At 62.2% G+C, this 25920-nt stretch carries 21 protein-coding genes; 8 read left to right on the top strand and 13 right to left on the bottom strand.

What is annotated here, in order from left to right; all coding sequences use genetic code 11:
- Nucleotides 1–96: 96 nt before the first annotated feature.
- Nucleotides 97–879 (top strand): MetQ/NlpA family ABC transporter substrate-binding protein, encoded by a 783-nt coding sequence (locus AB4N80_RS04000; RefSeq protein ID WP_122565146.1) that lies wholly within the window; start codon nucleotides 97–99, stop codon nucleotides 877–879.
- 419 nt (nucleotides 880–1298) lie between these two features.
- On the opposite strand, the gene AB4N80_RS03995 is transcribed toward AB4N80_RS04000, so the two are convergent.
- Nucleotides 1299–2459 carry an AAA family ATPase gene (locus tag AB4N80_RS03995; RefSeq protein WP_122565147.1) on the bottom strand — a complete coding sequence of 387 codons (1161 nt, stop codon included), beginning with the start codon at nucleotides 2457–2459 and terminating at the stop codon, nucleotides 1299–1301.
- A gap of 123 nt (nucleotides 2460–2582) precedes the next feature.
- On the opposite strand from AB4N80_RS03995, the gene AB4N80_RS03990 reads away from it, so the two are divergent.
- From AB4N80_RS03990 to AB4N80_RS03980, 3 genes are read left to right on the top strand one after another with little or no spacing between them, the layout of a single operon-like run.
- Nucleotides 2583–3686 carry an efflux RND transporter periplasmic adaptor subunit gene (locus AB4N80_RS03990; protein WP_122565148.1) on the top strand — a complete coding sequence of 368 codons (1104 nt, stop codon included), beginning with the start codon at nucleotides 2583–2585 and terminating at the stop codon, nucleotides 3684–3686.
- Nucleotides 3683–4747, top strand: a complete 1065-nt coding sequence (locus AB4N80_RS03985) for an efflux RND transporter periplasmic adaptor subunit (RefSeq protein ID WP_122565149.1) — start codon at nucleotides 3683–3685, stop codon at nucleotides 4745–4747. Before AB4N80_RS03990 ends, AB4N80_RS03985 begins: the two co-directional genes overlap by 4 nt.
- Nucleotides 4744–7791, top strand: coding sequence for an efflux RND transporter permease subunit (locus AB4N80_RS03980; protein WP_354337961.1), 3048 nt, complete (start codon nucleotides 4744–4746; stop codon nucleotides 7789–7791). The genes AB4N80_RS03985 and AB4N80_RS03980 overlap by 4 nt, the downstream gene beginning before the upstream one ends.
- A gap of 192 nt (nucleotides 7792–7983) precedes the next feature.
- Here AB4N80_RS03980 and AB4N80_RS03975 read toward each other — a convergent pair whose 3' ends face one another.
- The gene (locus AB4N80_RS03975) at nucleotides 7984–10203 is read right to left on the bottom strand and encodes a heavy metal translocating P-type ATPase (RefSeq protein WP_460080789.1); all 2220 of its coding nucleotides are present in this window, start codon (nucleotides 10201–10203) and stop codon (nucleotides 7984–7986) included.
- Between the two features lie 86 nt (nucleotides 10204–10289).
- On the opposite strand from AB4N80_RS03975, the gene cadR reads away from it, so the two are divergent.
- On the top strand, nucleotides 10290–10736 hold the full coding sequence (cadR, locus tag AB4N80_RS03970) for a Cd(II)/Pb(II)-responsive transcriptional regulator (protein ID WP_122565152.1): 447 nt from the start codon (nucleotides 10290–10292) through the stop codon (nucleotides 10734–10736).
- 135 nt (nucleotides 10737–10871) lie between these two features.
- Here the strand turns inward: cadR and AB4N80_RS03965 are convergent, their stop codons facing one another.
- The 3 genes from AB4N80_RS03965 to AB4N80_RS03955 all read right to left on the bottom strand — a co-directional run bounded on the left by AB4N80_RS03965 (nucleotide 10872) and on the right by AB4N80_RS03955 (nucleotide 13553).
- Nucleotides 10872–11843, bottom strand: coding sequence for a thymidylate synthase (locus AB4N80_RS03965; RefSeq protein WP_460080785.1), 972 nt, complete (start codon nucleotides 11841–11843; stop codon nucleotides 10872–10874).
- Between the two features lie 49 nt (nucleotides 11844–11892).
- Nucleotides 11893–12702: a prolipoprotein diacylglyceryl transferase gene (lgt, locus tag AB4N80_RS03960; RefSeq protein WP_046065244.1), complete on the bottom strand. Its 810-nt coding sequence runs from the start codon at nucleotides 12700–12702 to the stop codon at nucleotides 11893–11895.
- A 68-nt stretch (nucleotides 12703–12770) separates the two neighbouring features.
- Nucleotides 12771–13553, bottom strand: a complete 783-nt coding sequence (locus AB4N80_RS03955) for a sulfite exporter TauE/SafE family protein (RefSeq protein ID WP_122565154.1) — start codon at nucleotides 13551–13553, stop codon at nucleotides 12771–12773.
- A gap of 321 nt (nucleotides 13554–13874) precedes the next feature.
- Here AB4N80_RS03955 and AB4N80_RS03950 point away from each other — a divergent pair, with 321 nt between their 5' ends.
- The gene (locus tag AB4N80_RS03950) at nucleotides 13875–14621 is read left to right on the top strand and encodes an NRDE family protein (RefSeq protein WP_460080781.1); all 747 of its coding nucleotides are present in this window, start codon (nucleotides 13875–13877) and stop codon (nucleotides 14619–14621) included.
- A gap of 133 nt (nucleotides 14622–14754) precedes the next feature.
- Here AB4N80_RS03950 and ptsP read toward each other — a convergent pair whose 3' ends face one another.
- Together ptsP and AB4N80_RS03940 are read right to left on the bottom strand one after the other, a co-directional pair.
- Complete coding sequence (gene ptsP, locus AB4N80_RS03945) at nucleotides 14755–17034, bottom strand: phosphoenolpyruvate--protein phosphotransferase (protein WP_122565156.1); 2280 nt, start codon at nucleotides 17032–17034, stop codon at nucleotides 14755–14757.
- A 22-nt stretch (nucleotides 17035–17056) separates the two neighbouring features.
- Nucleotides 17057–17536, bottom strand: coding sequence for an RNA pyrophosphohydrolase (locus tag AB4N80_RS03940; protein ID WP_003186867.1), 480 nt, complete (start codon nucleotides 17534–17536; stop codon nucleotides 17057–17059).
- Between the two features lie 143 nt (nucleotides 17537–17679).
- Between AB4N80_RS03940 and AB4N80_RS03935 the strand changes: the two genes are divergently transcribed.
- Nucleotides 17680–18336: a histidinol-phosphatase gene (locus tag AB4N80_RS03935; protein WP_460080779.1), complete on the top strand. Its 657-nt coding sequence runs from the start codon at nucleotides 17680–17682 to the stop codon at nucleotides 18334–18336.
- Nucleotides 18337–18428: 92 nt separating this feature from the next.
- Here AB4N80_RS03935 and AB4N80_RS03930 read toward each other — a convergent pair whose 3' ends face one another.
- Together AB4N80_RS03930 and ilvA are read right to left on the bottom strand one after the other, a co-directional pair.
- Nucleotides 18429–18857 (bottom strand): DUF2269 family protein, encoded by a 429-nt coding sequence (locus AB4N80_RS03930; RefSeq protein WP_122565158.1) that lies wholly within the window; start codon nucleotides 18855–18857, stop codon nucleotides 18429–18431.
- A 163-nt stretch (nucleotides 18858–19020) separates the two neighbouring features.
- Complete coding sequence (ilvA, locus tag AB4N80_RS03925) at nucleotides 19021–20535, bottom strand: threonine ammonia-lyase, biosynthetic (RefSeq protein ID WP_122565159.1); 1515 nt, start codon at nucleotides 20533–20535, stop codon at nucleotides 19021–19023.
- A 302-nt stretch (nucleotides 20536–20837) separates the two neighbouring features.
- Here ilvA and rpiA point away from each other — a divergent pair, with 302 nt between their 5' ends.
- Complete coding sequence (gene rpiA / locus AB4N80_RS03920) at nucleotides 20838–21512, top strand: ribose-5-phosphate isomerase RpiA (RefSeq protein WP_122565160.1); 675 nt, start codon at nucleotides 20838–20840, stop codon at nucleotides 21510–21512.
- A 79-nt stretch (nucleotides 21513–21591) separates the two neighbouring features.
- On the opposite strand, the gene AB4N80_RS03915 is transcribed toward rpiA, so the two are convergent.
- From AB4N80_RS03915 to AB4N80_RS03900, 4 genes are all read right to left on the bottom strand, one after another.
- Entirely contained in the window at nucleotides 21592–22506 is a 915-nt protein-coding gene (locus tag AB4N80_RS03915) for an SdiA-regulated domain-containing protein (protein WP_305491501.1), read from the bottom strand.
- A gap of 121 nt (nucleotides 22507–22627) precedes the next feature.
- Nucleotides 22628–23560 carry an SdiA-regulated domain-containing protein gene (locus tag AB4N80_RS03910; RefSeq protein ID WP_122565162.1) on the bottom strand — a complete coding sequence of 311 codons (933 nt, stop codon included), beginning with the start codon at nucleotides 23558–23560 and terminating at the stop codon, nucleotides 22628–22630.
- Between the two features lie 233 nt (nucleotides 23561–23793).
- Nucleotides 23794–24459, bottom strand: a complete 666-nt coding sequence (locus AB4N80_RS03905; RefSeq protein ID WP_122565163.1) for a fumarylacetoacetate hydrolase family protein — start codon at nucleotides 24457–24459, stop codon at nucleotides 23794–23796.
- A 41-nt stretch (nucleotides 24460–24500) separates the two neighbouring features.
- A complete protein-coding gene (locus tag AB4N80_RS03900) occupies nucleotides 24501–25895 on the bottom strand; it encodes an FAD-binding oxidoreductase (protein WP_122565164.1) in 1395 nt (464 codons plus the stop codon).
- Between the last annotated feature and the right edge of the window lie 25 nt (nucleotides 25896–25920).

Raw genomic sequence — 25920 nt, 5'->3', positions numbered from 1 at the left:
TCGGTATTGTCCGCATCACGCCAGCGATAGCACTTCACTGGCACACCACATTTAGCCGTCGTCGATGACGACCGTGATTCTCGATAAGGACACTGCATGAAAAAGGTTCTGTTGTTTACCGCATTGGCGGCAGCCCTGGCTTCGGGCCTGGCCCAGGCCGCGGAAAAATTGGTCGTGGCGGCCACGCCGGTGCCCCACGCTGAAATCCTCGAGCTGATCAAGCCAGCCCTGGCCAAGGAAGGCGTGGACCTGGAAATCAAGGTCTTCACCGACTACGTCCAACCCAACGTACAGGTTGACCAGAAGCGTCTGGACGCCAACTATTTCCAGACCCTGCCGTACCTGACTAACTTCAACGAAGGCAAAGGCACCCATCTGGTGACCGTGATCGGTGTTCACGTCGAACCGTTCGGTGGCTACTCGAAGAAGTACAAAAAACTGGCTGATCTGCCAGACGGCGCGACCATCGCGCTGCCCAATGAAGGCAGTAACAGCGGCCGTGCGCTGATCCTGTTGCAGAAGGCTGGCCTGATCGAGTTGAAAGACCCGAAAAACGCTTTGGCAACGCCGAAAGACATCGCCAAGAACCCGAAGAACTTCAAGTTCAAAGAACTGGAATCGGCCATGCTGCCGCGGGTGCTGGACCAGGTTGACCTGGACCTGATCAACACCAACTATGCCCTGGAAGCGGGTCTTAACCCGGCCAAGGATGCCTTGGTGATCGAAGGTTCGGATTCGCCTTACGTCAACTTCCTGGTGGCCCGTCCGGACAACAAGGACAGCCCGGCCATCCAGAAACTGGCCAAGGCCCTGACCAGCCCTGAAGTGAAGGCGTTCATCGAGAAGAAATACAGCGGCGCGGTACTGCCGGCGTTCTGATTCGCGCGGTAAACCTTGTCACGGTTTCAAACGCCGACGGCTGATACAGCGTCGGCGTTTTTTTGTGCCTGTGGGTAGTAAGGTTGTTTACTTTCGGATTGGTCGAACCTGTCCTTGTGGCGAGGGGACAAATCCCCTCGCCACAAGGCACTGTCAGGCCTCCCCGTTCTTCAACGCCCTGCGCAACGCCACCAACAATTTCACTATGTCCTGCGGTTCCAGTCGCTGCGGCACTTTTACGTCAGCCATGTTTTCTTCCTTGTAATGGTGAGGGAGATGGCGAAAAAACTCTCCCTGCGGCGCAAGAAAAATAGTCGTCTTTACCCTTCGCGGCAAATTCTGTGGTGAGAGAGCGTGAACTCAACACCGCGCCACTGTGGGAGCGAGCTTGCTCGCGAAAGCGCGTTATCAGGCGCTGATTAATCCGGCCAATGCCACGCCGGTTCATCCAACGCCCGCTGCCCGACGATCCCGGTCTGTCCAAGGTCTTTCTCCAGCACGATGCAATTGCATTGCTCATCCTGTTCCAGGGCGGCGATCAAGCGCGTGGCATGGGACACGACCCAGACCTGGCAATTGGCCGAGGCGCGGATGATCAACCGCGCCAGGGCCGGCAACAGGTCCGGGTGCAGGCTGGTTTCCGGTTCGTTGAGCACCATCAGCGAGGGCGGGCGTGGGGTGAGCAGGGCGGCCACCAGCAACAGATAGCGCAGGGTCCCGTCCGACAGTTCGGCGGCGGACAGCGGCCGTAGCAGGCCATGTTGTTGGAACGCGATGGCGAAACGTCCGCCTTGCAGTTTCTCGATGTGCAGGTGGGCACCGGGAAATGCGTCGCCGATGGCGGCATGCAGGGCTTCGTCGTCGCCGATTTCAAGGATGGTCTGCAGGGCGGCAGCCAGGTCGCGTCCGTCGTGGTGCAGCACCGGCGTGCGGGTGCCCAGTTGCGGTTGGCGCACCGGGGCGTCGGCGTCGCTGCGAAAGTGATCATAGAAGCGCCAGCGACGAATGAACTCGCGCATCTGCAGGACCTCCGGCGACGTGCGCAGGCTGCCGACCTGGTCGAACAGGCTGTCGAAGGTCGGTGTGTGCTGGGCCAGCACATCCCAGGAACGGCCTTCGCGGGCCCGGATCATCGGCCCCTTGCGGTCCACCAGCAGGCTGGCCGGCCGAAACACCGGGCCGGCCCAGATGCATTCGCGCTTGATTTCAGGGTCCAGTGAAAACGCTGAGCTACTGGTTTCCGGCAAGCCCAAGGCGATGGAATAGCTGAAGTCTTCGCCGACAAAACCCAGGCGCAGGCGCTTGGTGCCCTGGCGCACAACCGCCTGGACCGGTACCTCGCCGTTACGCATGCGGCGGCTGATTTCCTCCGGGCCGGCCCAGAAGGTCGAGTCCAGCCCACCTTCACGGGCCAGGGCATTGACCACCCCACCCTGGGCCGTTTCGGCCAGCAGACGCAGGGCACGGTACAGATTGGATTTGCCGCTGCCGTTGGGGCCGGTGATCAGGTTCAGTCGGCCCAGGGGGATGACCAATTTATTGATCGATCGGTAGTTGGCCACCGCCAGTGTCTTGAGCATGCAGATTTCCTTTGCATGGGCGTGGGGAGCAAGTCTGCCTGATTGCTGTGCTTTGAGTGAACCCTGTTCTAAGCTCACAGTCGTATCGTCACTGGTACGTCCGTACAACGCAAAGGAGTCTGCATGGCTGGTCCCGGAATCAAATGGGTTGTTGGTTTGGGCGTGTGTGCATTGTTGACGGGGTGCGGTGATAAGAAGCCCGAAGAAAAAGCCCTGCCACGGGTTTTCGTGCAGCAAGCCGTGCCCAGTGAATACGCGGCCTCGGTGACCCTGACCGGCGACGTCCAGGCGCGGGTGCAGGCTGACCTGTCGTTTCGTGTGGGCGGCAAGATCATCGAGCGCAAGGTCGATGTCGGTGACCGGGTCTCGGCCCGGCAAGTGCTGGCCCGGCTCGATCCCCGGGACCTGCAGACCAACGTCGACTCCGCCGAGGCCCAGGTGGCCGCCGAGCAGGCGCGGGTCAAGCAGAGCGCGGCGGCGTTCGTGCGCCAGCAGAAACTCCTGCCCAAGGGCTACACCAGCCAGAGCGAATACGACGCAGCCCAGGCCCAACTGCGCAGCAGCCAGAGTGCGCTGACCGCCGCCCAGGCCCAATTGGCCAACGCCCGTGAGCAACTGAGCTACACCGCGCTGGTCGCCGAGGCACCGGGCATCATCACCGCGCGCCAGGCTGAAGTCGGCCAGGTGGTGCAGGCCACGGAGCCGATCTTCAGCCTGGCCCGGGATGGCGAGCGCGACGCGGTGTTCAACATCTACGAATCGCTGTTGAGCGAACCACCGTCGGACCCGGCAATCACCATCAGTCTGCTGGACAACCCCGCCATCAAGACCACCGGCACGGTGCGCGAAATCACCCCTGCGGTGTCTGCCCAGACCGGCACCGTGCAGGTCAAGGTCACCCTCAATGATTTGCCCGAAGGCATGCGCCTGGGCTCGGTGGTCAGCGCCACCGCCAAGTCCGCCGGCAAGACCGCTTTCGAACTGCCTTGGTCGGCCCTGACCAAGAACCTCAGTGAACCGGCCGTGTGGCTGGTGGACGGCGAGGGCAAGGCCCGGTTGCAAACGGTGACGGTCGGCCGTTACCTGACCGGCAAGGTCATTATCAGCGATGGCCTCAAGGGCGGTGAGAAAATCGTCACCGCAGGCGGGCAGTTGCTGCACCCTGGCGTACGCGTCGAGATCGCTGAAAACACCTACGGAAAATCCGCGCCGGGAGCCCAGCCATGAAGCGTTTGTGGATGGTCTCGGCCGGTCTGTTGCTGGCCGCCTGCTCCAAGGAGGAAGCGCCGCCCGAACCGGTGCGCCCGGTGTTGTCCGTTGAGGTCCGGGCCCTCGACCAGCAGGCACTCGGGCGGTTCGCCGGGAATATCCAGGCACGCTACGAAAGCAACGTGGGTTTCCGCGTGCCAGGACGCATCGCCAGTCGCAATGTCGATGTCGGCGCAGAGGTGAAGAAGGGCGACCTGCTCGCCACGCTCGACCCCACCGATCAACAGAACCAGTTGCGCGCCGCCCAGGGCGATCTGGCGCGGATCGAGGCGCAGTACATCAATGCCCAGGCCAATGCCCGTCGCCAGCAGCAATTGTTCGACCGTGGCGTCGGGGCCCAGGCGCAACTGGACATCGCCCAGACCGATTTGAAAACCACTGGCGCGTCCCTCGAACAGGCCCGGGCCTCGGTGGAGCAGGCTCGCGATCAGCTCAACTACAGCGAGTTGCGCACCGACCACGACGCAATCGTCACTGCCTGGAATGCCGAAGCCGGGCAGGTGGTCACCGCCGGCCAGCAAGTGGTGACCCTGGCCCGCCCGGACATCAAGGAAGCGGTGATCGACCTGCCGGCCGGGCTGGTTGAGCGCCTACCCTCGGACGTGGTATTCGAAGTCGCCGCGCAATTGGACCCGAGCACCCACACCAGCGCCATCGTGCGCGAGATCGAACCCCAGGCCCAGAGCGCGACCCGCACTCGCCGCGCGCGCCTGACGCTGACCGACACACCGCCAGGCTTTCGCCTGGGCACGGCCATCAGCGTGACCCTGAGCTCGACCATCGAACCGCGCATCGAGCTGCCGCTCAGCGCCCTGCAAGAGATCGACGGCAAGGCGCGCATCTGGCTCATCGACCCGCAGAGCCAGACGGTCTCACCCCGTGAGGTACGGATTCTCGAACGTTCGGCCAACTCGGTGCTAGTGGCCAACGGCATCAAGGCCGGCGACCGTGTGGTCAGCGCCGGCGTGAACAGTCTCCAGCCGGGGCAGAAAGTGAAACTCGACGAGGACGCACGATGAAAGGGCCTTTCAACTTATCCGAATGGGCCCTGCGGCATCAGTCGTTCGTCTGGTACCTGATGTTCGTGGCGCTGTTGATGGGCGTGTTTTCGTACATGAACCTGGGTCGGGAGGAAGACCCGTCGTTCACCATCAAGACCATGATCATCCAGACCCGCTGGCCGGGCGCGACCCAGGAAGAAACCCTCAGGCAGGTCACCGACCGCATCGAGAAAAAACTCGAAGAGCTCGACTCACTCGACTACGTCAAAAGCTACACCCGTCCGGGAGAGTCGACGGTGTTCGTGTACTTGCTCGATACCACTGGGGCCAAAGAGATCCCCGAGATCTGGTACCAGGTGCGCAAGAAGATCAACGACATCCGTGGCGACTTCCCCCAGGGGCTGCAAGGGCCGGGCTTCAACGACGAGTTCGGTGACGTGTACGGGTCGGTGTACGCCTTCACCGGCGACGGCCTGTCGATGCGCCAGCTGCGCGACTACGTGGAGCAGGTGCGCGCCGAGATTCGCGACGTGCCCGGGCTGGGCAAGGTGGAGATGCTCGGCGAGCAGGATGAAGTGCTGTACCTGAACTTCTCCACGCGCAAACTCGCCGCGCTGGGCATCGACCAGCGCCAGGTGGTGCAGAGCCTGCAATCGCAGAATGCCGTGACGCCGGCCGGGGTGATCGACGCGGGGCCGGAGCGGATTTCCGTGCGCACGTCCGGGCAGTTCCAGTCGGAAAAAGACCTGGCCAACGTCAACCTGCGGCTCAATGACCGCTTCTATCGTCTGGCCGACATCGCCGACATCCGTCGCGGCTACGTCGACCCCGCCACACCGATGTTCCGCTTCAACGGTACGCCGGCCATCGGCCTCGCCATCGCGATGAAAAAGGGCGGCAACATCCAGGACTTCGGCAAGGCGCTGCATGCGCGCATGACCGAACTGACCGCCGACCTGCCGGTGGGCGTTGGCGTGCACACGGTGTCGGACCAGGCCGAGGTGGTGGAAGAGGCGGTCGGCGGCTTTACCAGCGCCTTGTTCGAGGCGGTGATCATTGTACTGGTCGTCAGCTTCATCAGCCTTGGCGTGCGCGCCGGGCTGGTGGTGGCCTGTTCGATTCCGCTGGTGCTGGCGATGGTCTTCCTGTTCATGGAATACAGCGGCATCACCATGCAGCGGATTTCCCTCGGCGCGTTGATCATCGCCCTCGGCCTGCTGGTGGACGACGCGATGATCACCGTGGAGATGATGGTCACGCGCCTGGAAAAAGGCGACAGCAAGGAACAGGCCGCGACGTTCGCCTATACCTCGACGGCGTTTCCGATGCTCACCGGGACCCTGGTGACCGTGGCCGGTTTCGTGCCCATCGGCCTGAACGCCAGTTCCGCCGGCGAATACACCTTCACCCTGTTCGCGGTCATCGCCGTGGCGATGCTGGTGTCGTGGATCGTCGCCGTGCTGTTTGCCCCGGTGATCGGCGTGCACATCCTCAGCACCAACATCAAACCCCACAGCGCCGAACCGGGGCGGATCGGCCGGGCGTTCAACGGCGGCCTGTTGTGGGCGATGCGCAATCGCTGGTGGGCCATCGGCATCACCGTGTTGCTGTTCGTGCTGGCGGTGTTTTGCATGCGCTTCGTGCAGAACCAGTTCTTTCCATCGTCGGACCGGCCGGAAATCCTGGTGGACCTCAACCTGCCGCAAAACGCCTCGATGGACGAGACCCGTAAAGCCGTCGATCGCCTGGAAGCGACGCTCAAGGACGATCCGGACATCGCGCGCTGGAGCACCTACATCGGTGAAGGCGCGATTCGCTTCTATCTGCCGCTGGACCAGCAATTGCAGAACCCGTACTACGCGCAACTGGTGATCGTCAGCAAGGGTCTGGAGTCGCGCACGGCCCTGACCGAGCGCCTGCAAAAGCGTTTGCGCGAGGATTTCGTCGGCATTGGCAGCTACGTGCAGGCTCTGGAAATGGGCCCGCCGGTGGGTCGGCCGATCCAGTACCGGGTCAGCGGCAAGGACGTCGACCAAGTGCGCAAGCACGCCATCGAGCTGGCCACCGAGCTGGACAAGAACTCCCACATCGGCGAAATCATTTACGACTGGAACGAACCGGGCAAGGTCCTGCGCATCGATATCGCCCAGGACAAGGCGCGGCAATTGGGCTTGTCTTCCGATGACGTGGCCAGGCTGATGAACAGCATCGTCAGTGGCTCGCCGGTGACCCAGGTCAACGACGATATTTACCTGATCAACGTGGTCGGCCGCGCTGAAGATGCCGAGCGCGGGTCGCCGGAAACCCTGCAGAACCTGCAGATTGTCACGCCGAGCGGCACTTCGATTCCGCTGCTGGCGTTTGCCACGGTGCGTTATGAGCTGGAGCAGCCGCTGGTATGGCGTCGTGACCGTAAGCCGACCATCACCATCAAGGCTGCGGTGCGCGACGAGATCCAGCCCACCGACCTGGTCAAGCAACTGCAACCGGCCATCGACAAGTTCGCCGCCGGCCTGCCGGTGGGCTACAAGGTCGCCACGGGCGGTACGGTGGAAGAGAGCAGCAAGGCCCAAGGGCCGATCGCCAGCGTCGTGCCGCTGATGCTGTTTCTGATGGCGACCTTCCTGATGATCCAACTGCACAGCGTGCAGAAACTGTTCCTGGTGGCGAGCGTCGCGCCGCTTGGGTTGATCGGCGTGGTGCTGGCGCTGGTGCCGACGGGCACGCCCATGGGCTTTGTGGCGATCCTCGGGATCCTCGCCTTGATCGGCATCATTATCCGGAACTCGGTGATCCTGGTGACCCAGATCGATGAATACGAACGTGACGGTTACGAGCCCTGGGATGCGGTGGTGGAGGCCACCGAACACCGGCGCCGGCCGATCCTGCTCACGGCGGCTGCGGCGAGCCTGGGGATGATTCCGATTGCTCGGGAAGTGTTCTGGGGGCCGATGGCCTACGCGATGATCGGCGGGATCATCATCGCCACCCTGCTGACGCTGCTGTTCCTGCCGGCGCTGTATGTGGCCTGGTACAAGATCCGCGAGCCCAAGCGCGAGTGACCTTGTGGCGAGGGGATTTATCCCCGCAGGGGCGCGAAGCGCCCTGTTTTTTGGGGCTGCTGTGCAGCCCATCGCGAGCAAGCTTTGCTCCCACAGCAGATCTGCTGTGAGTTCAAAACGCTGTATTCACAAAGCTCCAACTGTGGGAGCAAAGCTTGCTCGCGATGAGGCCGGTGAATTTACCCTGGCCTTTTACTTGCGCAACAACCGCAACCCATTGAACACCACCAGCAAGCTCACCCCCATGTCGGCAAACACCGCCATCCACATGGTGGCAAGCCCGGCGAAGGTGACCCCAAGGAAAATCGCCTTGATCACCAACGCCAGGGCAATATTCTGCTTGAGGATGCTGGATGTCTGCCGAGACAGGCGAATGAACGCTGGGATCTTGCGCAGGTCATCGTCCATCAGCGCGACGTCGGCGGTCTCGATGGCCGTGTCGGTGCCGGCCGCCGCCATGGCGAAACCGATTTGCGAACGGGCCAGGGCCGGGGCGTCGTTGATGCCGTCGCCGACCATGCCGACGCGGTGACCCTGGGCGTACAAGGCTTCGATGGCTTGCAGCTTGTCTTCCGGCAACAAGTCGCCCCGCGCCTGATCCATGCCCACCTGCGCGGCAATCGCGTCGGCGGTGTAGGCGTTGTCGCCGGTGAGCATCAGGGTCTTGATGCCCAGGTCATGCAGTTGCCGGATGGCTTCGCGGCTGGAGTCCTTCACGGTGTCGGCCACGGCAAACAGCGCTAAGGGGCCTGTAGCGTCGAGCAGCAGCACCACCGACTTGCCTTGTTTTTCCAGGGCGAAGAGTTTCTCTTCCAGTTCGGGGGAGCACAGGCCGAGGTCTTCCACCAGGCGGTGGTTACCCAAGTGATAGGTCTGGCCGCCGATGTCGCCGCGCACGCCGCGCCCGGCAAGCGCCTCGAAGTTATCCACAACCTGCGGGGCCAGTTGCTTATCCACAGCCGCGTTGGCAATCGCCCGGGACACGGGATGGTCGGAACGGGCGGCGAGGCTGGCGGCCAGGGCCGGAGCGGTGCTTTCCACAGTCGGGTCCAGGGCCACGTAGTCGGTTTGCACCGGTTTGCCGTGGGTGATCGTGCCGGTCTTGTCCAAGGCCAGGTAGTCGAGCTTGTAGCCGCCCTCCAGGTACACGCCACCCTTGACCAGGATACCTTTGCGCGCTGCGGCGGCAAGGCCGCTGACGATGGTCACGGGGGTGGAAATCACCAGTGCGCACGGGCAGGCGACCACCAGCAGCACCAGCGCCCGGTAGATCCAGTCGAACCACAGCGCGCCCATGAACAGCGGCGGAATGACCGCTACCGCCAGGGCCAGAGCAAACACCGCCGGGGTATAGATCGTCGAGAAGCGGTCGACGAAGCGCTGGGTTGGCGCCCGGGCGCCCTGGGCCTGTTCCACGGCGTGGATGATGCGCGCCAGGGTTGAGTTATCGGCCGCCGCCGTCACCCGATATTCCAGTTCACCGGCCTGGTTGATGGTGCCGGCGAACACCTTGTCGCCGATGGTTTTTTCCACCGGCAGGCTTTCGCCGGTAATTGGCGCCTGGTCGACGGTCGAGCGGCCGGCGACCACCTCACCGTCCAGGCCGACGCGCTCGCCCGGACGCAGCCGCACCCGCACGCCGAGGGCAATGGCCTTGACCTCTTGGACCTGCCAGGTGCCATCGGCCTGCTGCACGGTGGCCTGTTCCGGGGCCATCTGCATCAGGCCGCTGATGGCGTTGCGCGCGCGGTCGAGGGATTTGGCTTCGATCAGCTCGGCCACGGTGAACAGGAACATCACCATCGCCGCCTCGGGCCATTGGCCGATCAGTACGGCACCGGTCACGGCGATGCTCATCAGCGCATTGATGTTCAGGTTGCGGTTCTTCAGGGCGATCCAACCCTTCTTGTACGTGCCCAAGCCGCCGCTGAGGATCGACACCAACGCCACCAGCGCAACCACCCAGTTTGGCGCGGCATTGGTGAAATGGATCACCTCGGCGCCCAGGGCCGTCACACCGGACAGCGCCAACGGCCACCAGGGCTTGACCGGGGCGGGCAGGTCGTTGGTTTCTGATTTCTGGCCCGGAGTCAGCGGGTCGGCTTGCATGCCTAAGGACTCGATGGCCTGGATGATCGACGCGTCGCTGGGCAAATCGTGGGTCACGCCCAGCACGCGGTTAATCAGGTTGAACTCCAGTCGCTGCACGCCTTCGAGCTTGCCGAGCTTGTTCTGGATCAGCGTCTGTTCGGTGGGGCAGTCCATGGCTTCGATGCGGAAACTGCTCAGCCGCGTACCGTCCGTCGGCGTCTTGCCGAGGTTGACCACCGCCGGCGCCGCTTTCGAGGCGCAGCAGGAATGCCCGTGGTCATGGCCGTGGTCGGGTTTGTGGATGTGAAGGGAATCGCTCATCGGGTGACGTCCGTGAAAAGTGCCTGTTGCGCAGTAAAGACCCTGTAGCCACTATAGGGTCAAGCACCTATTTGGGAGGCCGTATCATGAAGATCGGAGAACTGGCGAAAATCACCGACTGCCAGGTCGAAACCATCCGCTATTACGAGCGCGAAGGCCTGCTGCCGGAGCCGGCCCGCAGCGACGGCAACTACCGCGTCTACACCCAGGCCCATGCCGAGCGGCTGACGTTCATCCGCAACTGCCGCACCCTGGACATGACCCTGGAAGAAATCCGCAGCCTCCTGGCCCTGCGCGACAGCCCCCAGGACCAGTGCGAAAGCGTCAATGCGCTGATCGACGAACACATCCAGCACGTCAAGGCCCGCATCGATGGCCTGCTGGCCCTGCAGACGCAACTGATCGACCTGCGCCATCGCTGTGGCGAAGGGCCGGATTTGGATCAATGCGGGATCTTGCAGCGGTTGGAGGTGAGCGGGGCGGTGGCGGCGGAGGTGGAGCATTCGCATGTGGGGCGTAGTCATGGGCATTGAGCCGATCTTGGAGCACATGCAGATCCAATGTGGGAGCGAGCTTGCTCGCGATAGCGGTGGGTCAGTCACATAAGTATTGAATGTGAGGACGCTATCGCGAGCAAGCTCGCTCCCACAGGGGAGAGGTGGTGTGGCTCAGACCGCCATCGGCGCGGTCATCGGCGCATGGTGCTGGTAGCCTTCTAGGGAAAAGTCGCTCGGCTCTACCAACTCCAGCCACTCGGGCTGGTACACACCGGTCTTGGTGAACTCCGGCACACGTTCGGAAATCACCAGCTTGGGCATCGGGAACGGCTCGCGGGTGAGCTGTTCGTTGAGCATGTCCAAGTGGTTTTCGTAGACATGGGCATCACCGATGAAATAGGTGAACCAGCGCGGCGTGTAGCCGGTCAGGCGTCCGATCAGGCTCAGCAGCGCGGCGCCTTCGGTGAGGTTGAACGGCGTGCCCAGGCCCAGGTCGTTGGAGCGGATGTAGAGGGTCAGGGAAATTTCCTTGGTCTCGACATTCGGGTGGAACTGGTAGAGCAGATGGCACGGCGGCAGGGCCATCTCATCGAGCTGGGCGCAGTTCCAGCCGTGGAACAGGATGCGCCGGCTGCCCGGGTCCTTGATGATGGTGTCGATGCACTGGCGAACCTGGTCGATGGCCTTGTACAGCACCACGTAGGCCTGGCCGTTTTCTTCGCCTTCGGCGATCTGCCGGTAACCCTGGGCCAGCGTCTGCTCGATGGCCGCCGGGTTGCTCAGGGGGATCTGTTTGTAGGCCGGCCATTTGCGCCATTGCACGCCGTAGATCTCGCCCAGGTCGTCTTCGCCCTGGCGGAACGGGTTGGCCAGCCACTGGGCGTTTTCGTTGGCGTTCTGGTCCCAGACCTTGCAGCCCAGGGCACGGAATTCGGCGGCGTTGTTCACGCCACGCAGGAAACCGCACATCTCGCCGATGGCCGATTTGAAGGCCATCTTGCGGGTGGTGATGGCCGGGAAACCATCCTTCAAGTCATAGCGCAGCATGGCGCCGGGGAAGCTGATGGTGTTCACACCGGTGCGGTTGGCTTGCTTGGTGCCGTTCTTGATGACGTGCGCCACCAGATCGAGATATTGCTTCATGGGTTACCTGTGTCCTTGAATCCGGGGCCTGCGCCCCGGGGTTCGAATTTTAAACCTTGGCCGCCGCGGCCGGCGCGCGATGATAGGCCAGCCAGATCAGCGCCAGGCCACCGATGATCATCGGCAGGCACAGCACCTGGCCCATGGTCAGCCAGTTCCACGCCAGATAGCCGAGCTGGGCGTCCGGGACGCGGACGAATTCAACGATGAAACGGAAGATGCCATAGAACAGCGCGAACATGCCCGACACCGCCATGGTTGGCCGCGGCTTGCGCGAGAACAGCCAGAGGATCAGGAACAGTGCCACGCCTTCGAGGGCGAACTGATAAAGCTGCGACGGGTGGCGCGGCAACTGCGCGGGGTCGCTGAACGGCGGGAAGATCATCGCCCACGGCACGTCGGTCGGCTTGCCCCACAACTCGGCATTGATGAAATTGCCGATGCGACCTGCGCCCAGGCCGATCGGCACCATTGGCGCGACGAAGTCCATCAGCTCGAAAAACGACTTGTTGTTGCGCTTGCCGAACCACAACGCCGCCAGCATCACGCCGATGAACCCACCATGGAACGACATGCCGCCCTTCCAGACTTCGAAGATCAGCGTCGGGTTGGCCACATAGGCGCTCAGGTCGTAGAACAGCACATAGCCCAGGCGCCCGCCGACGATCACGCCCATGGACAGCCAGAACACCAGGTCGGAAAGTTTTTCCTTGTTCCAGGTCGGGTCGAAGCGGTTGAGCCGGCGCGACGCCAGCAACCAGGCGCCGCCGATGCCGATCAGGTACATCAGGCCGTACCAGTGGATTTTCAGCGGGCCGATGGCCAGGGCTACCGGATCGATCTGCGGGTAAGGCAGCATTGATATTCCTCGTAAACGTCAAAAATACCCGGGCGACGCTGCCACCTCAGGATTAAGCCAGGATTGCGTCAGAACAGAAAACTCAAGCCCACGCAGAATAGCAGGGCGGCAAACAACCGCTTGAGCAAGCGCGGTGACAGGCGATGGGCCAGCCGCGCGCCGAAACGGGCGAAGACCATGCTGGTCAAGGCGATGCCCAGCAGCGCCGGCAAATACACAAAACCGAGACTATGGGCCGGCAGCAGCGGATCGTGCCAGCCCAGAATCATGAAACTGAGTGCACTGGCCAGGGCAATCGGCAAACCGCAGGCCGACGAGGTCGCGACCGCTTGCTGCATCGGCACGCTGCGCCAGGTCAGGAATGGCACGGTCAGCGAGCCGCCGCCAATGCCGAAAATCGCCGAGGCCCAGCCGATCACCGTGCCGGCCACGGTCAGCCCGGCCTTGCCCGGTACGGTGCGGCTGGCCTTGGGCTTGAAATCCAGGGCCAGTTGCACGGAGACGATCATGGCGAATACACCAATGATCTTTTGCAGGTGCGGGCCGGAGATCGCTTCGGCGGTGACGGCGCCGAAACCGGCACCGATCAGGATGCCGACGGTCATCCAGGCGAATATCGGCCAGCGCACCGCGCCTTTGCGCTGATGCTCGCGCACGGCATTGACCGAGGTGAAGATGATCGACGCCAGGGACGTGCCGACGGCCAGGTGCGTCAACACCTGCGGATCGAAACCCTGCAGTGTGAAACTGAACACCAGCACCGGGACGATGATCATCCCGCCACCCACGCCGAACAACCCGGCCAGCACGCCGGCGCAGGCGCCGAGTAGCAGATAGAGCACAAATTCCACCAGCCTCTCCCCGCCATCCCCGAAATAAGAGCGGCATGGTAACGGATCGAGGGGCTTGGGCTCTAGTGAAGGCGATGGATGTGGGGGCGATGTGTGGGTAGAGTGATCACAGCATTTGGCACGAAACCTTGTGGCGAGGGGATTTAGCGAAATGTCGCCCCGCTTTGTGGGAGCAAGGCTTGCCCGCGATGGCGGCGCTACGGTCTTTCAGAAATCGAGGCGCCTGTTTCGCGAGCAAGCTTTGCTCCCACACAGTGCCTCCCACAAAAACTGTCTGGCTTTATTCTTTCAGCGGATTGGCATTACTAACGGGACTACCTGATGTGCCTGATCATATTTGCCTGGCGACCCGGCCACGCCCAGCCACTGATCGTGGCGGCCAACCGCGACGAGTTCTACGCTCGGCCGACCTTGCCCCTGGCCCAATGGCCTGACGCGCCCCATGTCCATGCCGGTCGTGACCTGGAGGCCGGCGGCACCTGGCTCGGCGTTGGCGCCGAGGGCCGCTTTGCCGCGTTGACCAACATCCGCGACCCGGGCCAGGTGCCGGCCTTCAAGTCGCGCGGTGAGCTGGTGGCGCGGTTTCTGACCGGGAACCTGTCGATTGCCGATTACCTCAGCGAAGTCGTGCCCCGCGCCGGCGAGTACGGTGGCTTCAACCTGCTGCTCGGCGATGGCACTGAGCTGTGGCACCACAACGCCCGCGATACCCAGCCCCAGCGGCTGGCCGAAGGGGTCTATGGTGTGTCGAACGCTGGGCTGAACATGCCATGGCCCAAATTGCTCAAGGCTCGGGCGGCCCTGGGCGAGGTGCTGGACGATCCGCAGCCTGAGGCCTTGTTGGCGCTGCTGAACGACCCACAACCCGCGCCGGTGGCGGAACTGCCGGACACGGGGGTGGGCCTGGCGACCGAGATGCTGCTATCGAGTGTGTTCATTGCCAGCCCGGCTTATGGAACACGGGCGAGTACGGCGTTGATTGTCCATGCCGATGGGACGCGGCAGATGGTCGAGCGCAGTTTCGGGCCGCATGGGGGGCATTTGGGGGAGGTGGAGATCAGGATCTAGCTTTTGTGGTATCAGGTCTGGCCCAATCGCGAGCAAGCTCGCTCCCACAGGGGATCTCGGTTGTTCACAAAATATGTGTTCACCGCAGATCCACTGTGGGAGCGAGCTTGCTCGCGATTGGGGCGCCGCAGGTTCAGAGCGTCTTGTTCGAAGCCGGATTGATCATCCGCGCCAACCCAAGGTTCTTCAGCGCCAGTTGCAGGGAGCTGTGGATCACCTGCGGGTTGTCGATGGTCATCACCTCGGCCAGCAACTCCTGGGCCTTGCTGAGGTTGATCTGGCGCAGCATCCACTTCACTTTCGGCAGGTTGGTGGCGTTCATCGACAGGCTGTCGAATCCCATCGCCATCAACAGCACTGCCGCGGCCGGGTCGCCGGCCATTTCGCCGCAGATGCTCACCGGCTTGCCTTCGGCATGGGCATCACGCACCACGTTCTGCAAAGCTTGCAGCACCGCTGGGTGCAGGTAATCGTACAGATCGGCAACCCGTGGGTTGTTACGGTCCACCGCCAGCAGGTACTGGGTCAGGTCGTTGGAACCCACCGACAGGAAGTCCACCTGCCGGGCCAGTTCCTTGGTCTGGTACACCGCCGCCGGAATCTCGATCATCACCCCCACCGGCGGCATCGGCACGTCGGTGCCTTCGTCGCGGACTTCGCCCCAGGCCCGGTGGATCAGGTGCAGGGCTTCTTCCAGTTCATGGGTGCCGGAGATCATCGGCAACAGGATGCGCAGGTTGTTCAGGCCCTCGCTGGCCTTGAGCATGGCGCGGGCCTGGACCAGGAAGATTTCCGGGTGGTCAAGCGTCACGCGGATGCCGCGCCAGCCGAGGAACGGGTTGTCTTCCTTGATCGGGAAGTAGGACAGGGACTTGTCGCCGCCGATGTCCAGGCTGCGCATGGTCACCGGTTGCGGGTGGAACGCGGCCAGTTGTTCGCGGTAGATCGCCAGCTGTTCCTTTTCGCTGGGGAAGCGCTGGTTGATCATGAACGGCACTTCGGTGCGGTACAGGCCCACACCCTCGGCACCACGCTTCTGCGCCCGAGCGACGTCGGCCAGCAGGCCTGTGTTGACCCACAGCGGCATGCGGTGGCCGTCGAGGGTTATGCACGGCAGGTCCCGCAGCGCATCCAGGCCCAGGGACAGTTGTTTTTCTTCCTCCACCACATCGGCAAACTGCTTGCGCAGCACGTCGCTGGGGTTGGTGTAGACCTCGCCGTGGTAGCCATCGACGATCATCTGGATGCCGTCGACCTTGGAGTACGGCAGGTCCACCAGGCCCATCACCGTCGGGATGCCCATGGCCCGGGCCAGGATCGCCACGTGAGAGTTGCCCGAGCCCAATACCGAGACCAGCCCCGCCAGCTTGCCTTCGGGCACTTCGCCGAGCATGGCCGGGGTCAGTTCTTCGCTGACCAGGATGGTGTTGTCGGGGTAGACCAGGGTCTGCTGGCGCTCCTGCTGCAAGTACGCCAGCAAGCGGCGGCCGAGGTCCTTGACGTCCGAGGCGCGCTCGCGCAGGTAGGCGTCGTCCATCAGTTCGAAGCGGTTGACGTGGTCGGTCACCACCTGACGCAGCGCGCCCTGGGCCCACTGGCCGGTCTTGATGACAGTGGTCACTTCGCTGCCCAGGGAGGCATCGTCGAGCATCATCAGGTAAACGTCGAACAGCGCGCGCTCTTCGGGGCGCAGCTGCGTCGCCAGCTTGGCCGACAGGGCCCGCATGTCAGCCCGCACGCCTTCGATGGCGGTCTTGAACAAGCCCAGCTCGGCATTGATGTCGGTGATGGTCTTGTCCGGCACCACATCGAGGTCGGCGGGCGGCAACATGACCACCGCCGTGCCCACCGCCGCGCCCGGCGAACCCGGCACACCGACGAACTTGGCTTCCTGGATGCCCTTGCCCTGGCGACCCAGGCCACTGATCGAGCCGGTGGCCTCGGCGTGGGCGATCACCCCCGCCAGTTGCGCGCTCATGGTCACGAGGAAGGCTTCTTCACCTTCGTCGAACTGGCGGCGTTCTTTTTGCTGGATGACCAACACGCCGACGACGCGGCGGTGGTGGATGATCGGTGCGCCAAGGAACGAGGCGTAGCGTTCTTCACCCGTTTCGGCAAAGTAGCGGTAGCGCGGGTGATCCGCGGCGTTTTCGAGGTTCAGGGGTTCTTCGCGCGTGCCGACCAGGCCGACCAGGCCTTCATTGGGAGCCATGCTGACCTTGCCGATCGAGCGCTTGTTCAAGCCCTCGGTGGCCATCAGCACGAAACGGTTGGTCTCGGGGTCCAGCAGGTAGACCGAGCAGACCTGGCTGCCCATGGCCTCTTTGACGCGCAATACAATAATCCCCAACGCCGCCTTGAGATCCTTGGCGGAGTTAACTTCCTGGACGATCTTGCGCAGCGTATTGAGCATGGCTCGGGGTCGAACTCCGTCGTCAGTCGCGCGTCAGCAGGCGCGGGGCAAGCTCTTTGAGAGCGCGTCGATACACTTCGCGCTTGAATGTCACCACCTGGCCCAACGGATACCAATAGCTGACCCAGCGCCAGCCATCGAACTCCGGTTTACCGGTCAAATCCATCCGCACCCGCTGCTCGTTGGAGATCAGGCGCAGGAGAAACCATTTCTGCTTCTGGCCAATGCACAGCGGTTGGCTGTGCGTCCTGACCAGGCGTTGCGGCAAACGATAGCGCAACCAGCCTCGGGTGCAGGCGAGTATTTCGACATCTTCTCGCTCAAGCCCCACTTCTTCATTCAACTCGCGGTACAAGGCCTCTTCCGGCGTCTCCTGGGGGTTGATCCCACCCTGGGGAAACTGCCAGGCGTCTTGATTGATACGGCGAGCCCATAGCACCTGCCCAGCATCATTCGTAAGAATGATCCCCACATTGGGACGGAAACCATCGGGATCGATCACGGCAACAACCTCGCAAACGCATGTCGCCGCATTGTTCCACAAAGGTTGTGAAAGCAGCAACGAGCGCCCCTAGCTTATGTGCACTCTTGTGAAAAGTCCGTATTCTGGACGCCTTTCTTCAGATTTTTCAGCGAGTAACTGCAATGCGGCTGGCTTTATTCGACTTGGACAACACATTGCTGGGCGGCGACAGCGACCACGCGTGGGGCGATTACCTGTGCGAGCGCGGTTTCCTGGATGCTGTTACCTATAAAGCGCGTAACGACGCGTTCTACCAGGATTACCTGGCCGGCAAGCTCGACAACGCCGAGTACCTGAATTTTTGCCTGGAAATCCTCGGCCGTACCGAAATGCACGTGCTGGCCCAGTGGCACTTGGATTACATGCGCGACTGCATCGAGCCGATCGTATTGCCCCAGGCCATCGAACTGCTGAAAAAACACCGTGACGCCGGTGACAAGCTGGTGATCATTACCGCCACCAACCGCTTCGTCACCGCGCCGATTGCCGAGCGCCTGGGTGTGGAGACCCTGATTGCCACCGAGTGCGAGATGGTCGACGGGCGCTACAGCGGGCGCAGCATCGATATTCCGTGTTTTCGCGAGGGCAAGGTGACTCGCTTGAACCGTTGGCTGGAAGAAACCGGGTATTCCCTCGACGGCAGCTATTTCTATAGCGACTCGATGAACGACTTGCCGTTGCTGGAGGTGGTGACGCATCCGGTGGCGGTGGATCCGGATCCGAACCTTCGGGCCGAGGCCCAGAGGCGTGGTTGGCCGGTGATTTCGTTGCGCAATTGACTGTGGGAGCAAAGCTTGCTCGCGATTGGCATACGTACCTTCGCATCGCGTAAAGCCAATCGCGGGCAAGCCTTGCTCCCACAGACTGTGTATTAAACCGGCTTGGCCCCCATCAACCCCGCAATGGCGATAAAGCAGACAACACTGAACAGCGCCAAGGCAAACGTAAACTTCCCGGCGCCCACCGCTGGCGCCTTGCGCAGTTTGTTCAGCCGCACCACCAGCCAGAACCCCGCCAGCGCCGCCAAGGTGTAGAGCACGCTGGAAGCCAGCAGCCAGGTCTGGCCCAGCGGCCAGCCGACTTGATGAACCATCCACCAGCCGGTGAAGGGCAGGCTCGCCAGTGCCAGGATCATCACCAGCCAGATGAACAGCCGCGGACGTTGCAGCGTGCGTGCGGCCGCCGTGGCATCGCCATTGCGGCGCGTGCGCCAGACCCAGATGGCCAGCCCCAGGGCGCCTGCCAACAGCAACACCGTGGCGACGACGTGAGCGATTTTCAGCGTGGTTAACGTTTCCATTGTTCGATTTCCTTATGACTTGCGCTACAGCTTAGCCCCTGTGGCGAGGCGGCCCTGAAGCCTGGCCCTGTGGTGTTTCAGGCAGACCTCATTCAGCCTTTTTGGGGCTGCTACGCAGCCCAACGGGGATAAATCCCCTCGCCACGGGGCGCGACTATGGGGTTCATCCCAGGAACAGCTGATACGCCGGGTTGTCACTCTCATCCCAGTACGGATAGCCGATTTCTTCCAGGGCGGCGGGAACCAGGTGGCGTTCATCGTGAGGCACTTGCAGCCCCGCGACCACGCGGCCGTCCGCCGCGCCATGGTTGCGGTAGTGGAACATCGAGATGTTCCAGCGCCCACCCAGCTTGTTGAGGAAGTTGAACAGCGCGCCCGGGCGTTCCGGGAATTCGAAGCGCAGCACCACTTCGTCGATGACATGGGCCGCATGCCCGCCGACCATGTGGCGGATGTGCAACTTGGCCAGTTCGTTGTCGGTCAGGTCCAGCACCGGGAAGCCTTGTTCGGTGAGGCTGGCGATCAGCGCGCTGCGCGGGTCGTTTTCCGGGTGGGTCTGCACGCCGACGAAAATGTGCGCTTCGCTGCCGGTGTTGTAGCGATAGTTGAATTCGGTGATCTGGCGCTTGCCGACGGCTTCGCAGAACGCCTTGAAGCTGCCTGGCTTCTCAGGGATGGTCACGGCGATGATCGCTTCGCGGCCCTCGCCCAGTTCGGCGCGTTCGGCCACGTGGCGCAAGCGGTCGAAGTTGACGTTGGCGCCAGAGTCGATGGCCACCAGGGTCTGGCCGCTGACGCCCCGCGACTCTACATACTTTTTGATCCCAGCCACGCCCAAGGCGCCGGCAGGTTCGGTGATCGAGCGGGTATCGTCGTAGATATCCTTGATGGCGGCGCAGATCTCGTCGGTGCTGACGGTGATCACTTCGTCCACGTGGTGCTTGCAGATATCAAAGGTGTGCTGGCCGATCTGCGCCACGGCAACGCCGTCGGCGAACAGCCCCACGGTCGGCAGCACCACGCGCTCGCCCGCAGCCATGGCCGCTTGCAGGCAATTGGAGTCGTCTGGTTCGACGCCGATAATCTTGATGTCCGGGCGCAGGTATTTCACGTAGGCCGCGATCCCGGCGATCAGCCCGCCACCGCCCACCGGGACGAAAATCGCATCCAGGCGCCCGGGGTGCTGGCGCAGGATCTCCATCGCCACCGTGCCCTGCCCGGCAATGGTGTGGGGATCGTCATAGGGGTGGATGTAGACGTAGCCCTTTTCGTCCACCAGTTTCAGCGAATAGGCCAGGGCTTCGGGGAACGAGTCGCCGTGCAGCACCACTTTGCCGCCGCGCGAGCGCACGCCTTCGACCTTGATTTCCGGGGTGGTCTTGGGCATCACGATGGTGGCCTTGACCCCCAACACCTTGGCCGCCAGGGCCAGGCCTTGGGCGTGGTTGCCCGCCGAAGCCGTGACCACGCCGCGGGCGCGCTCTTCGTCGCTGAGCTGGGTCAGCTTGTTGTAGGCCCCGCGAATCTTGAACGAGAACACCGGCTGCAAGTCTTCACGCTTGAGCAAAATGCTGTTGCCCAGCCGCTCGGAGAGCTGGCGAGCGGTCTGCAGCGGGGTTTCTACGGCAACGTCGTAAACGCGCGAGGTGAGGATCTTTTTGACGTACTGTTCAAGCATCGGAAAGCATCACTGAGCGGGTTGGGCAGGGCCAAGGAGTCTAACCCGGCTTTTGGCTGGGCGACCACACGATTTAAGTGGTTTGAGGGCACCGAACCCCTGTGGCGAGGGAGCTTGCTCCCGCTGGATCGCGAAGCGGTCCCCCATCGATATACGGGAGAGATCAATCACGCCTGCTTCGCAGCCGAGCGGGAGCAAGCTCCCTTGCCACACTGGATCGGTGCTATTCAGGCAATGACCGGGACCCTTTCGGCGCCTATAATGCCGGCCTTTCGTTCCCTCTCGGCACCTTCGGAGCCCGCATGACCCAGGATCAACTCAAACAGGCCGTGGCCCAGGCCGCCGTCGACCTCATCCTTCCGAAACTGGATGACAAGAGCGTCGTCGGGGTCGGCACCGGCTCCACGGCCAATTGCTTCATCGATGCGCTGGCGCAACACAAGGGCGCGTTCGACGGCGCCGTCGCCAGCTCCGAAGCGACCGCCGCGCGGCTCAAGGGCCACGGGATCCCGGTGTACGAGCTCAACACCGTCAGCGACCTGGAGTTCTACATCGACGGCGCCGACGAAAGCGACGAGCACCTGAACCTGATCAAGGGCGGCGGCGCGGCCCTGACCCGCGAGAAGATCGTCGCGGCGGTGGCCAAGACCTTCATCTGCATCGCCGACGCCAGCAAACTGGTGCCCGTGCTCGGCGCGTTCCCATTGCCGGTGGAAGTCATTCCCATGGCCCGCAGCCACGTGGCCCGGCAACTGGTGAAGCTGGGCGGCGACCCGGTGTATCGCGAAGGCGTGCTGACCGACAACGGCAATATCATCCTGGACGTGCATAACCTGCAGATCACCAACCCGGTAGAACTGGAAAGCCAGATCAACGCCATCGTTGGCGTGGTCACTAATGGTTTGTTCGCTGCCCGTCCGGCGGATGTGCTGTTGCTGGGGACTGCTGAAGGGGTGAAGACCCTGCGGGCTGAATAGGTCGGGCAATCAGTTATTGATTCAACACCCAACCCTGTGGGAGCGAGCAAGCTCGCTCCCACATTAGGTTTGTGGTGCATCAAGGCTGCGGTTTCTTGAACACATAGAACAGATTCGGCTCGCTCACCAGGTACAGGTTGCCATCGTCGTCCATGGCGAGGCCTTCGGCCTGGGGCACGGTTTTTTGCAGGCCCTGGCCGCCCTTGCTCAACGACAGCGTGCTCAACGGTCGGCCGTCGATATCCAGCTCGATAATCAACCGTGACTCATCGGACAGTGCCAGCAAATGACCGCTGCGCTCGTCGTATTGCAGGCTTGAAAGGTCGCGCACGAACAGCCCGGCATCTCGCTTGGGGTTGTTGATCACATGGACCGCGTAGGACTTTTCCGGATTGTGATGGGGAAAGCCATGCACTTCATAAATCAGCATCGGGTCGCGCTCTTTCGCCACGAACAGGCGTTTGCCCACCGAGTCGTACGCCAGTCCTTCGAACCCCTTGTTGCCGCTCATGTGCACGCCAAGTGTCATCTGCTCGGCGTCGGCGGCGTCGAGGAATTGGGTGTCGTCTTCCAGGTGAATCTTGATCAGGCGCTGCTGGCGCTCGTCAGTGATGACGTAAGTGTCTTCGCTGATGAATTCCACCGCCTCAGGATCGCCAAAACCGATCAGGGCGATGCGCCGCAAAATCTTGCCGTCCAACGACAATTCGATCAGTTCGGCATTTTTATTGGTGACGGTGAACAGGCTCTTGCGGATCGGATCGAACGTCAGTGCTGAAACGTCATCGTCCAGACCGTTGATCACTTGAGCCTCCACCGTGACCCGGTATTGGTCCAGGGCGATGGTCTCTTCGCTGGTGGGTTTCCAATAGGTGTTGAGGTTGAACCAGGCGCGCTCGAACAAGCGCAGGTGCTGGCCGGCGGCGATCAGGAGGATCAGCACCAGCGTCAGCAGTATCAGGATCAAGGGCTTGGGGCGGGCGAGTCGACGCATGTTGGGGTGGGCTCGGATAAGAACAGGTGGGTGGAAATACCACGGCTGCCTGAACTGAAACTTAATGGCTGTGTGCCACACCCTACAACGAAGGAGGACTTATCCTACAGAGTTAGTGCTGTCAGCGCTGTTTTTCGAAACGATAGAACAGGTTCGGCTCGCTGACCACGTACAGGTTGCCGGCCTCATCAATGGTGACGCCTTCGGCGCGAGGGATCGTGTCTTTCAGGCCGTTGAAGCCGCCCAGCAAGGTCATGAAGCTGACCTGCTCGCCCTTTTCGTCCAGTTCCAGCAGCAGGTGGGAGTCGGCCGAAAGCACCAGTGTATGGCCGGTGCGCGGGTCGATCGCCAAGGCCGAGAGGTTGCGCAGGTCCAATTCATTGCTGACATGGATCTGCTTGTCGCCCTTGAGCTGTTGGCTGCCGTCGCTTTTCCAGGTAAACAGTGCCGGTGGGCGTTCTTCGCCGAGTATCAACTGCTGGTTGCGCGGGTCCCAGGCGATCCCTTCGAACCCTTTGTTCTGGTTCTTGGATGGGCCGAGATCATAGTGGGGGAAGTCGGCATTGTTCAGTTCGCGGGTATCGGCATCGACGTGGACGATGGTCAGGGTGTGACTTCGCTCGTCGGTGATGGCCAGTAGGCCGTTCTCCATATAAGCCACGCCCTCGGGATTGCTCCAACCCATCAAGGGCATCTTGCGCAGCACGTCGCCTTGCAGGGTCAGTTCCGCCAGGAACGGCTTCTTGCCCATGACTGCGAACAGGGTCTTGGTCTGCGGGTTGTAGGTCACATCGGACGCCTCGTCCTTCTCCATGCCCGGTAGCGGCTTGGCGTCGATCACGGCGCGGTAGTTCGGCAACCAAATGCTTTCCTGGCGCTGGGCCGGGCTCTGGAAGTGTTCCGAGAGCCAAAGCAGGCCACGGTCGTCCCAATGCATCGCAAACGCCAGGCCATAGGCGGCGGCCACCGCCAGCAGCGACCAGGCATACCAGGGCAGGGCGAAGCGCGAGCGGCGGGCAGGTTTGGTGGCAGGCAGTGCTTGGGTTTTGGCCATCGGGGAATGCGTTCCAGAAAAAGTTCGGCTAGGGAGTGGCTGGCTCAGATGCCGCATTCCCTGGAATTATCCGGATGGCATGTGAAAAAAACGGTAAATGATCGGATAGGCGCCCTATACACCTGTGGGAGCGAGCTTGCTCGCGATGAGGTCATCACTTCCAACATTGAGGTTGGCTGACATGCCGCTATCGCGAGCAAGCTCGCTCCCACAGGGGGGCATAGGTGTAGCTGTTAGCGAACGCTGCTTTCGAAGCGGCTCGCCCCTGGCAGTTCCAGGACCAGTTCATCGCCCGCATTCAGCGGCCCGACGCCCGCCGGAGTGCCGGTGAGGATCACGTCGCCGGCCTGCAGCGAGAAGCAACCGGCCATGTATTGGATCATCGGCACGATGGGGTTGAGCATCAGGCTGCTGTTGCCGTCCTGGCGCACTTCACCGTTGATGGTCAGGCGCACGGGGATGTCGGTCAGGTCGGCAAAGGTATCTTTCGAGACAAATGGAGCGATCACCGCCGCGCCGTCGAAGGACTTGGCCACTTCCCATGGCAGGCCCTTGCCCTTGAGCTCGGCCTGTTTGTCCCGCAGGGTCAGGTCCAGGGCTGGGGCGAAGCCGGAGATCGCGTCCAGTACTTCTTCAACGCTGGGCTTGGTGGACAATGGCTTGCCGATCAGCACGGCGATTTCTGCCTCGTAGTGCACTGAGCCACGGTCGGCTGGAATGCTGAAACCGCCTTCCAGCGGCACCACGCAACTGCCCGGCTTGATGAACAGCAAAGGTTCGGTGGGCACCGGGTTGTCCAGTTCCTTTGCATGTTCGGCGTAGTTACGGCCAATACACACCACTTTCCCTAGTGGAAAATGAATACGTGTACCGTCGACATACTGGTGCTGATAGCTCATTACCGACTCCTGCTTTTGGGGGGCATCAGGTGTTTTAGGCGTCAAATCGCGAAAATCTTGCCCGGGTTCATGATGCCGTTCGGGTCGAAGACGGCCTTCACGGCTTTCATGTATTCAATTTCCACGGGCGAGCGACTATAGGTCAGGTAGTCGCGCTTGGTCATGCCCACGCCGTGTTCGGCGGAAATCGAGCCGTTGTACTTCTCGACGGTTTCGAAGACCCATTTGTTCACGGTGGCGCACTTGGCGAAGAACTCATCCTTGCTCAGGTTTTCCGGCTTGAGGATGTTCAGGTGCAGGTTGCCGTCGCCGATGTGACCGAACCAGACGATTTCGAAGTCCGGGTAGTGTTCGCCGACGATCGCGTCGATTTCCTGCAAGAAAGCTGGAACCTTGGAGACGGTCACCGAGATGTCGTTCTTGTACGGCGTCCAGTGGGAGATGGTTTCTGAGATGTACTCGCGCAGCTTCCACAGGTTTTGCAGCTGAGTGTCGCTCTGGCTCATCACGCCGTCCAGCACCCAGCCTTGTTCCACGCAGTGCTCGAAGGTTTCCAAGGCCTGGTTGGCGACTTCTTCGGTGGTGGCTTCGAATTCCAGCAGGGCGTAGAACGGGCAGTCGGTTTCGAACGGTGCCGGTACGTCGCCACGACCGAGGACCTTGGCCAGGGCCTTGTCGGAGAAGAATTCGAAGGCGGTCAGGTCCAGTTTGCCTTGGAAGGCGTGCAGCACCGGCATGATCGAATCGAAATCCGGGGTGCCGAGCACCATGGCGGTGAGGTTTTTCGGCGCACGGTCCAAGCGCATGGTGGCCTCGACCACGAAGCCCAGGGTGCCTTCGGCGCCGATGAACAGCTGCCGCAAGTCGTAGCCGGTGGCGTTCTTGATCAGGTCCTTGTTCAGCTCCAGCAGGTCACCCTTGCCGGTGACGACCTTCATGCCCGCCACCCAGTTGCGGGTCATGCCGTAGCGAATGACCTTGATTCCGCCGGCATTGGTGCCGATATTGCCGCCAATCTGGCTGGAACCGGCCGAAGCGAAGTCAACCGGGTAGTACAGGCCATGTTCTTCAGCCTTGTTCTGTAGCTGTTCGGTGACCACGCCCGGCTGGCACACGGCAGTGCGGTCGGTGAGGTTCACGTCGAGAATCTGGTTCATGTAGTCGAATGAAACCACCACTTCGCCGTTGGCGGCCACAGCGGCGGCGGACAACCCGGTGCGCCCGCCCGATGGCACCAGCGCGATCTTGTGCGCATTGGCCCAGCGCACGATGGCCTGGACCTGTTCGGTGGTCTTGGGAAAGACAATGGCCGAGGGCGCCGGGGCGAAATGTTTGGTCCAATCCTTGCCGTAAGCGTTCAGGGAGTCGGCATCGGTCAAGACCTTGCCAGGCTCAACCAGGGTCTTCAGCTCATCTATCACGGCAGGATGGGTCATCGACAGAACTCTCGAACAATTCATG

This window comes from Pseudomonas sp. H3_A02 (assembly GCF_054671965.1).
Note: the sequence above shows the minus strand (reverse complement) of the source record. Positions and strands in the feature narration are given on the sequence as shown.

Coding starts and splice junctions, on each gene's coding strand:
- AB4N80_RS04000 (WP_122565146.1), top strand. CDS start 97: ATGAAAAAGGTTCTGTTGTTTACCGCATTGGCGGCAGCCCTGGCTTCG.
- AB4N80_RS03995 (WP_122565147.1), bottom strand. CDS start 2,459: ATGCTCAAGACACTGGCGGTGGCCAACTACCGATCGATCAATAAATTG.
- AB4N80_RS03990 (WP_122565148.1), top strand. CDS start 2,583: ATGGCTGGTCCCGGAATCAAATGGGTTGTTGGTTTGGGCGTGTGTGCA.
- AB4N80_RS03985 (WP_122565149.1), top strand. CDS start 3,683: ATGAAGCGTTTGTGGATGGTCTCGGCCGGTCTGTTGCTGGCCGCCTGC.
- AB4N80_RS03980 (WP_354337961.1), top strand. CDS start 4,744: ATGAAAGGGCCTTTCAACTTATCCGAATGGGCCCTGCGGCATCAGTCG.
- AB4N80_RS03975 (WP_460080789.1), bottom strand. CDS start 10,203: ATGAGCGATTCCCTTCACATCCACAAACCCGACCACGGCCATGACCAC.
- cadR (WP_122565152.1), top strand. CDS start 10,290: ATGAAGATCGGAGAACTGGCGAAAATCACCGACTGCCAGGTCGAAACC.
- AB4N80_RS03965 (WP_460080785.1), bottom strand. CDS start 11,843: ATGAAGCAATATCTCGATCTGGTGGCGCACGTCATCAAGAACGGCACC.
- lgt (WP_046065244.1), bottom strand. CDS start 12,702: ATGCTGCCTTACCCGCAGATCGATCCGGTAGCCCTGGCCATCGGCCCG.
- AB4N80_RS03950 (WP_460080781.1), top strand. CDS start 13,875: ATGTGCCTGATCATATTTGCCTGGCGACCCGGCCACGCCCAGCCACTG.
- ptsP (WP_122565156.1), bottom strand. CDS start 17,034: ATGCTCAATACGCTGCGCAAGATCGTCCAGGAAGTTAACTCCGCCAAG.
- AB4N80_RS03935 (WP_460080779.1), top strand. CDS start 17,680: ATGCGGCTGGCTTTATTCGACTTGGACAACACATTGCTGGGCGGCGAC.
- AB4N80_RS03930 (WP_122565158.1), bottom strand. CDS start 18,857: ATGGAAACGTTAACCACGCTGAAAATCGCTCACGTCGTCGCCACGGTG.
- ilvA (WP_122565159.1), bottom strand. CDS start 20,535: ATGCTTGAACAGTACGTCAAAAAGATCCTCACCTCGCGCGTTTACGAC.
- rpiA (WP_122565160.1), top strand. CDS start 20,838: ATGACCCAGGATCAACTCAAACAGGCCGTGGCCCAGGCCGCCGTCGAC.
- AB4N80_RS03915 (WP_305491501.1), bottom strand. CDS start 22,506: ATGCGTCGACTCGCCCGCCCCAAGCCCTTGATCCTGATACTGCTGACG.
- AB4N80_RS03910 (WP_122565162.1), bottom strand. CDS start 23,560: ATGGCCAAAACCCAAGCACTGCCTGCCACCAAACCTGCCCGCCGCTCG.
- AB4N80_RS03905 (WP_122565163.1), bottom strand. CDS start 24,459: ATGAGCTATCAGCACCAGTATGTCGACGGTACACGTATTCATTTTCCA.
- AB4N80_RS03900 (WP_122565164.1), bottom strand. CDS start 25,895: ATGACCCATCCTGCCGTGATAGATGAGCTGAAGACCCTGGTTGAGCCT.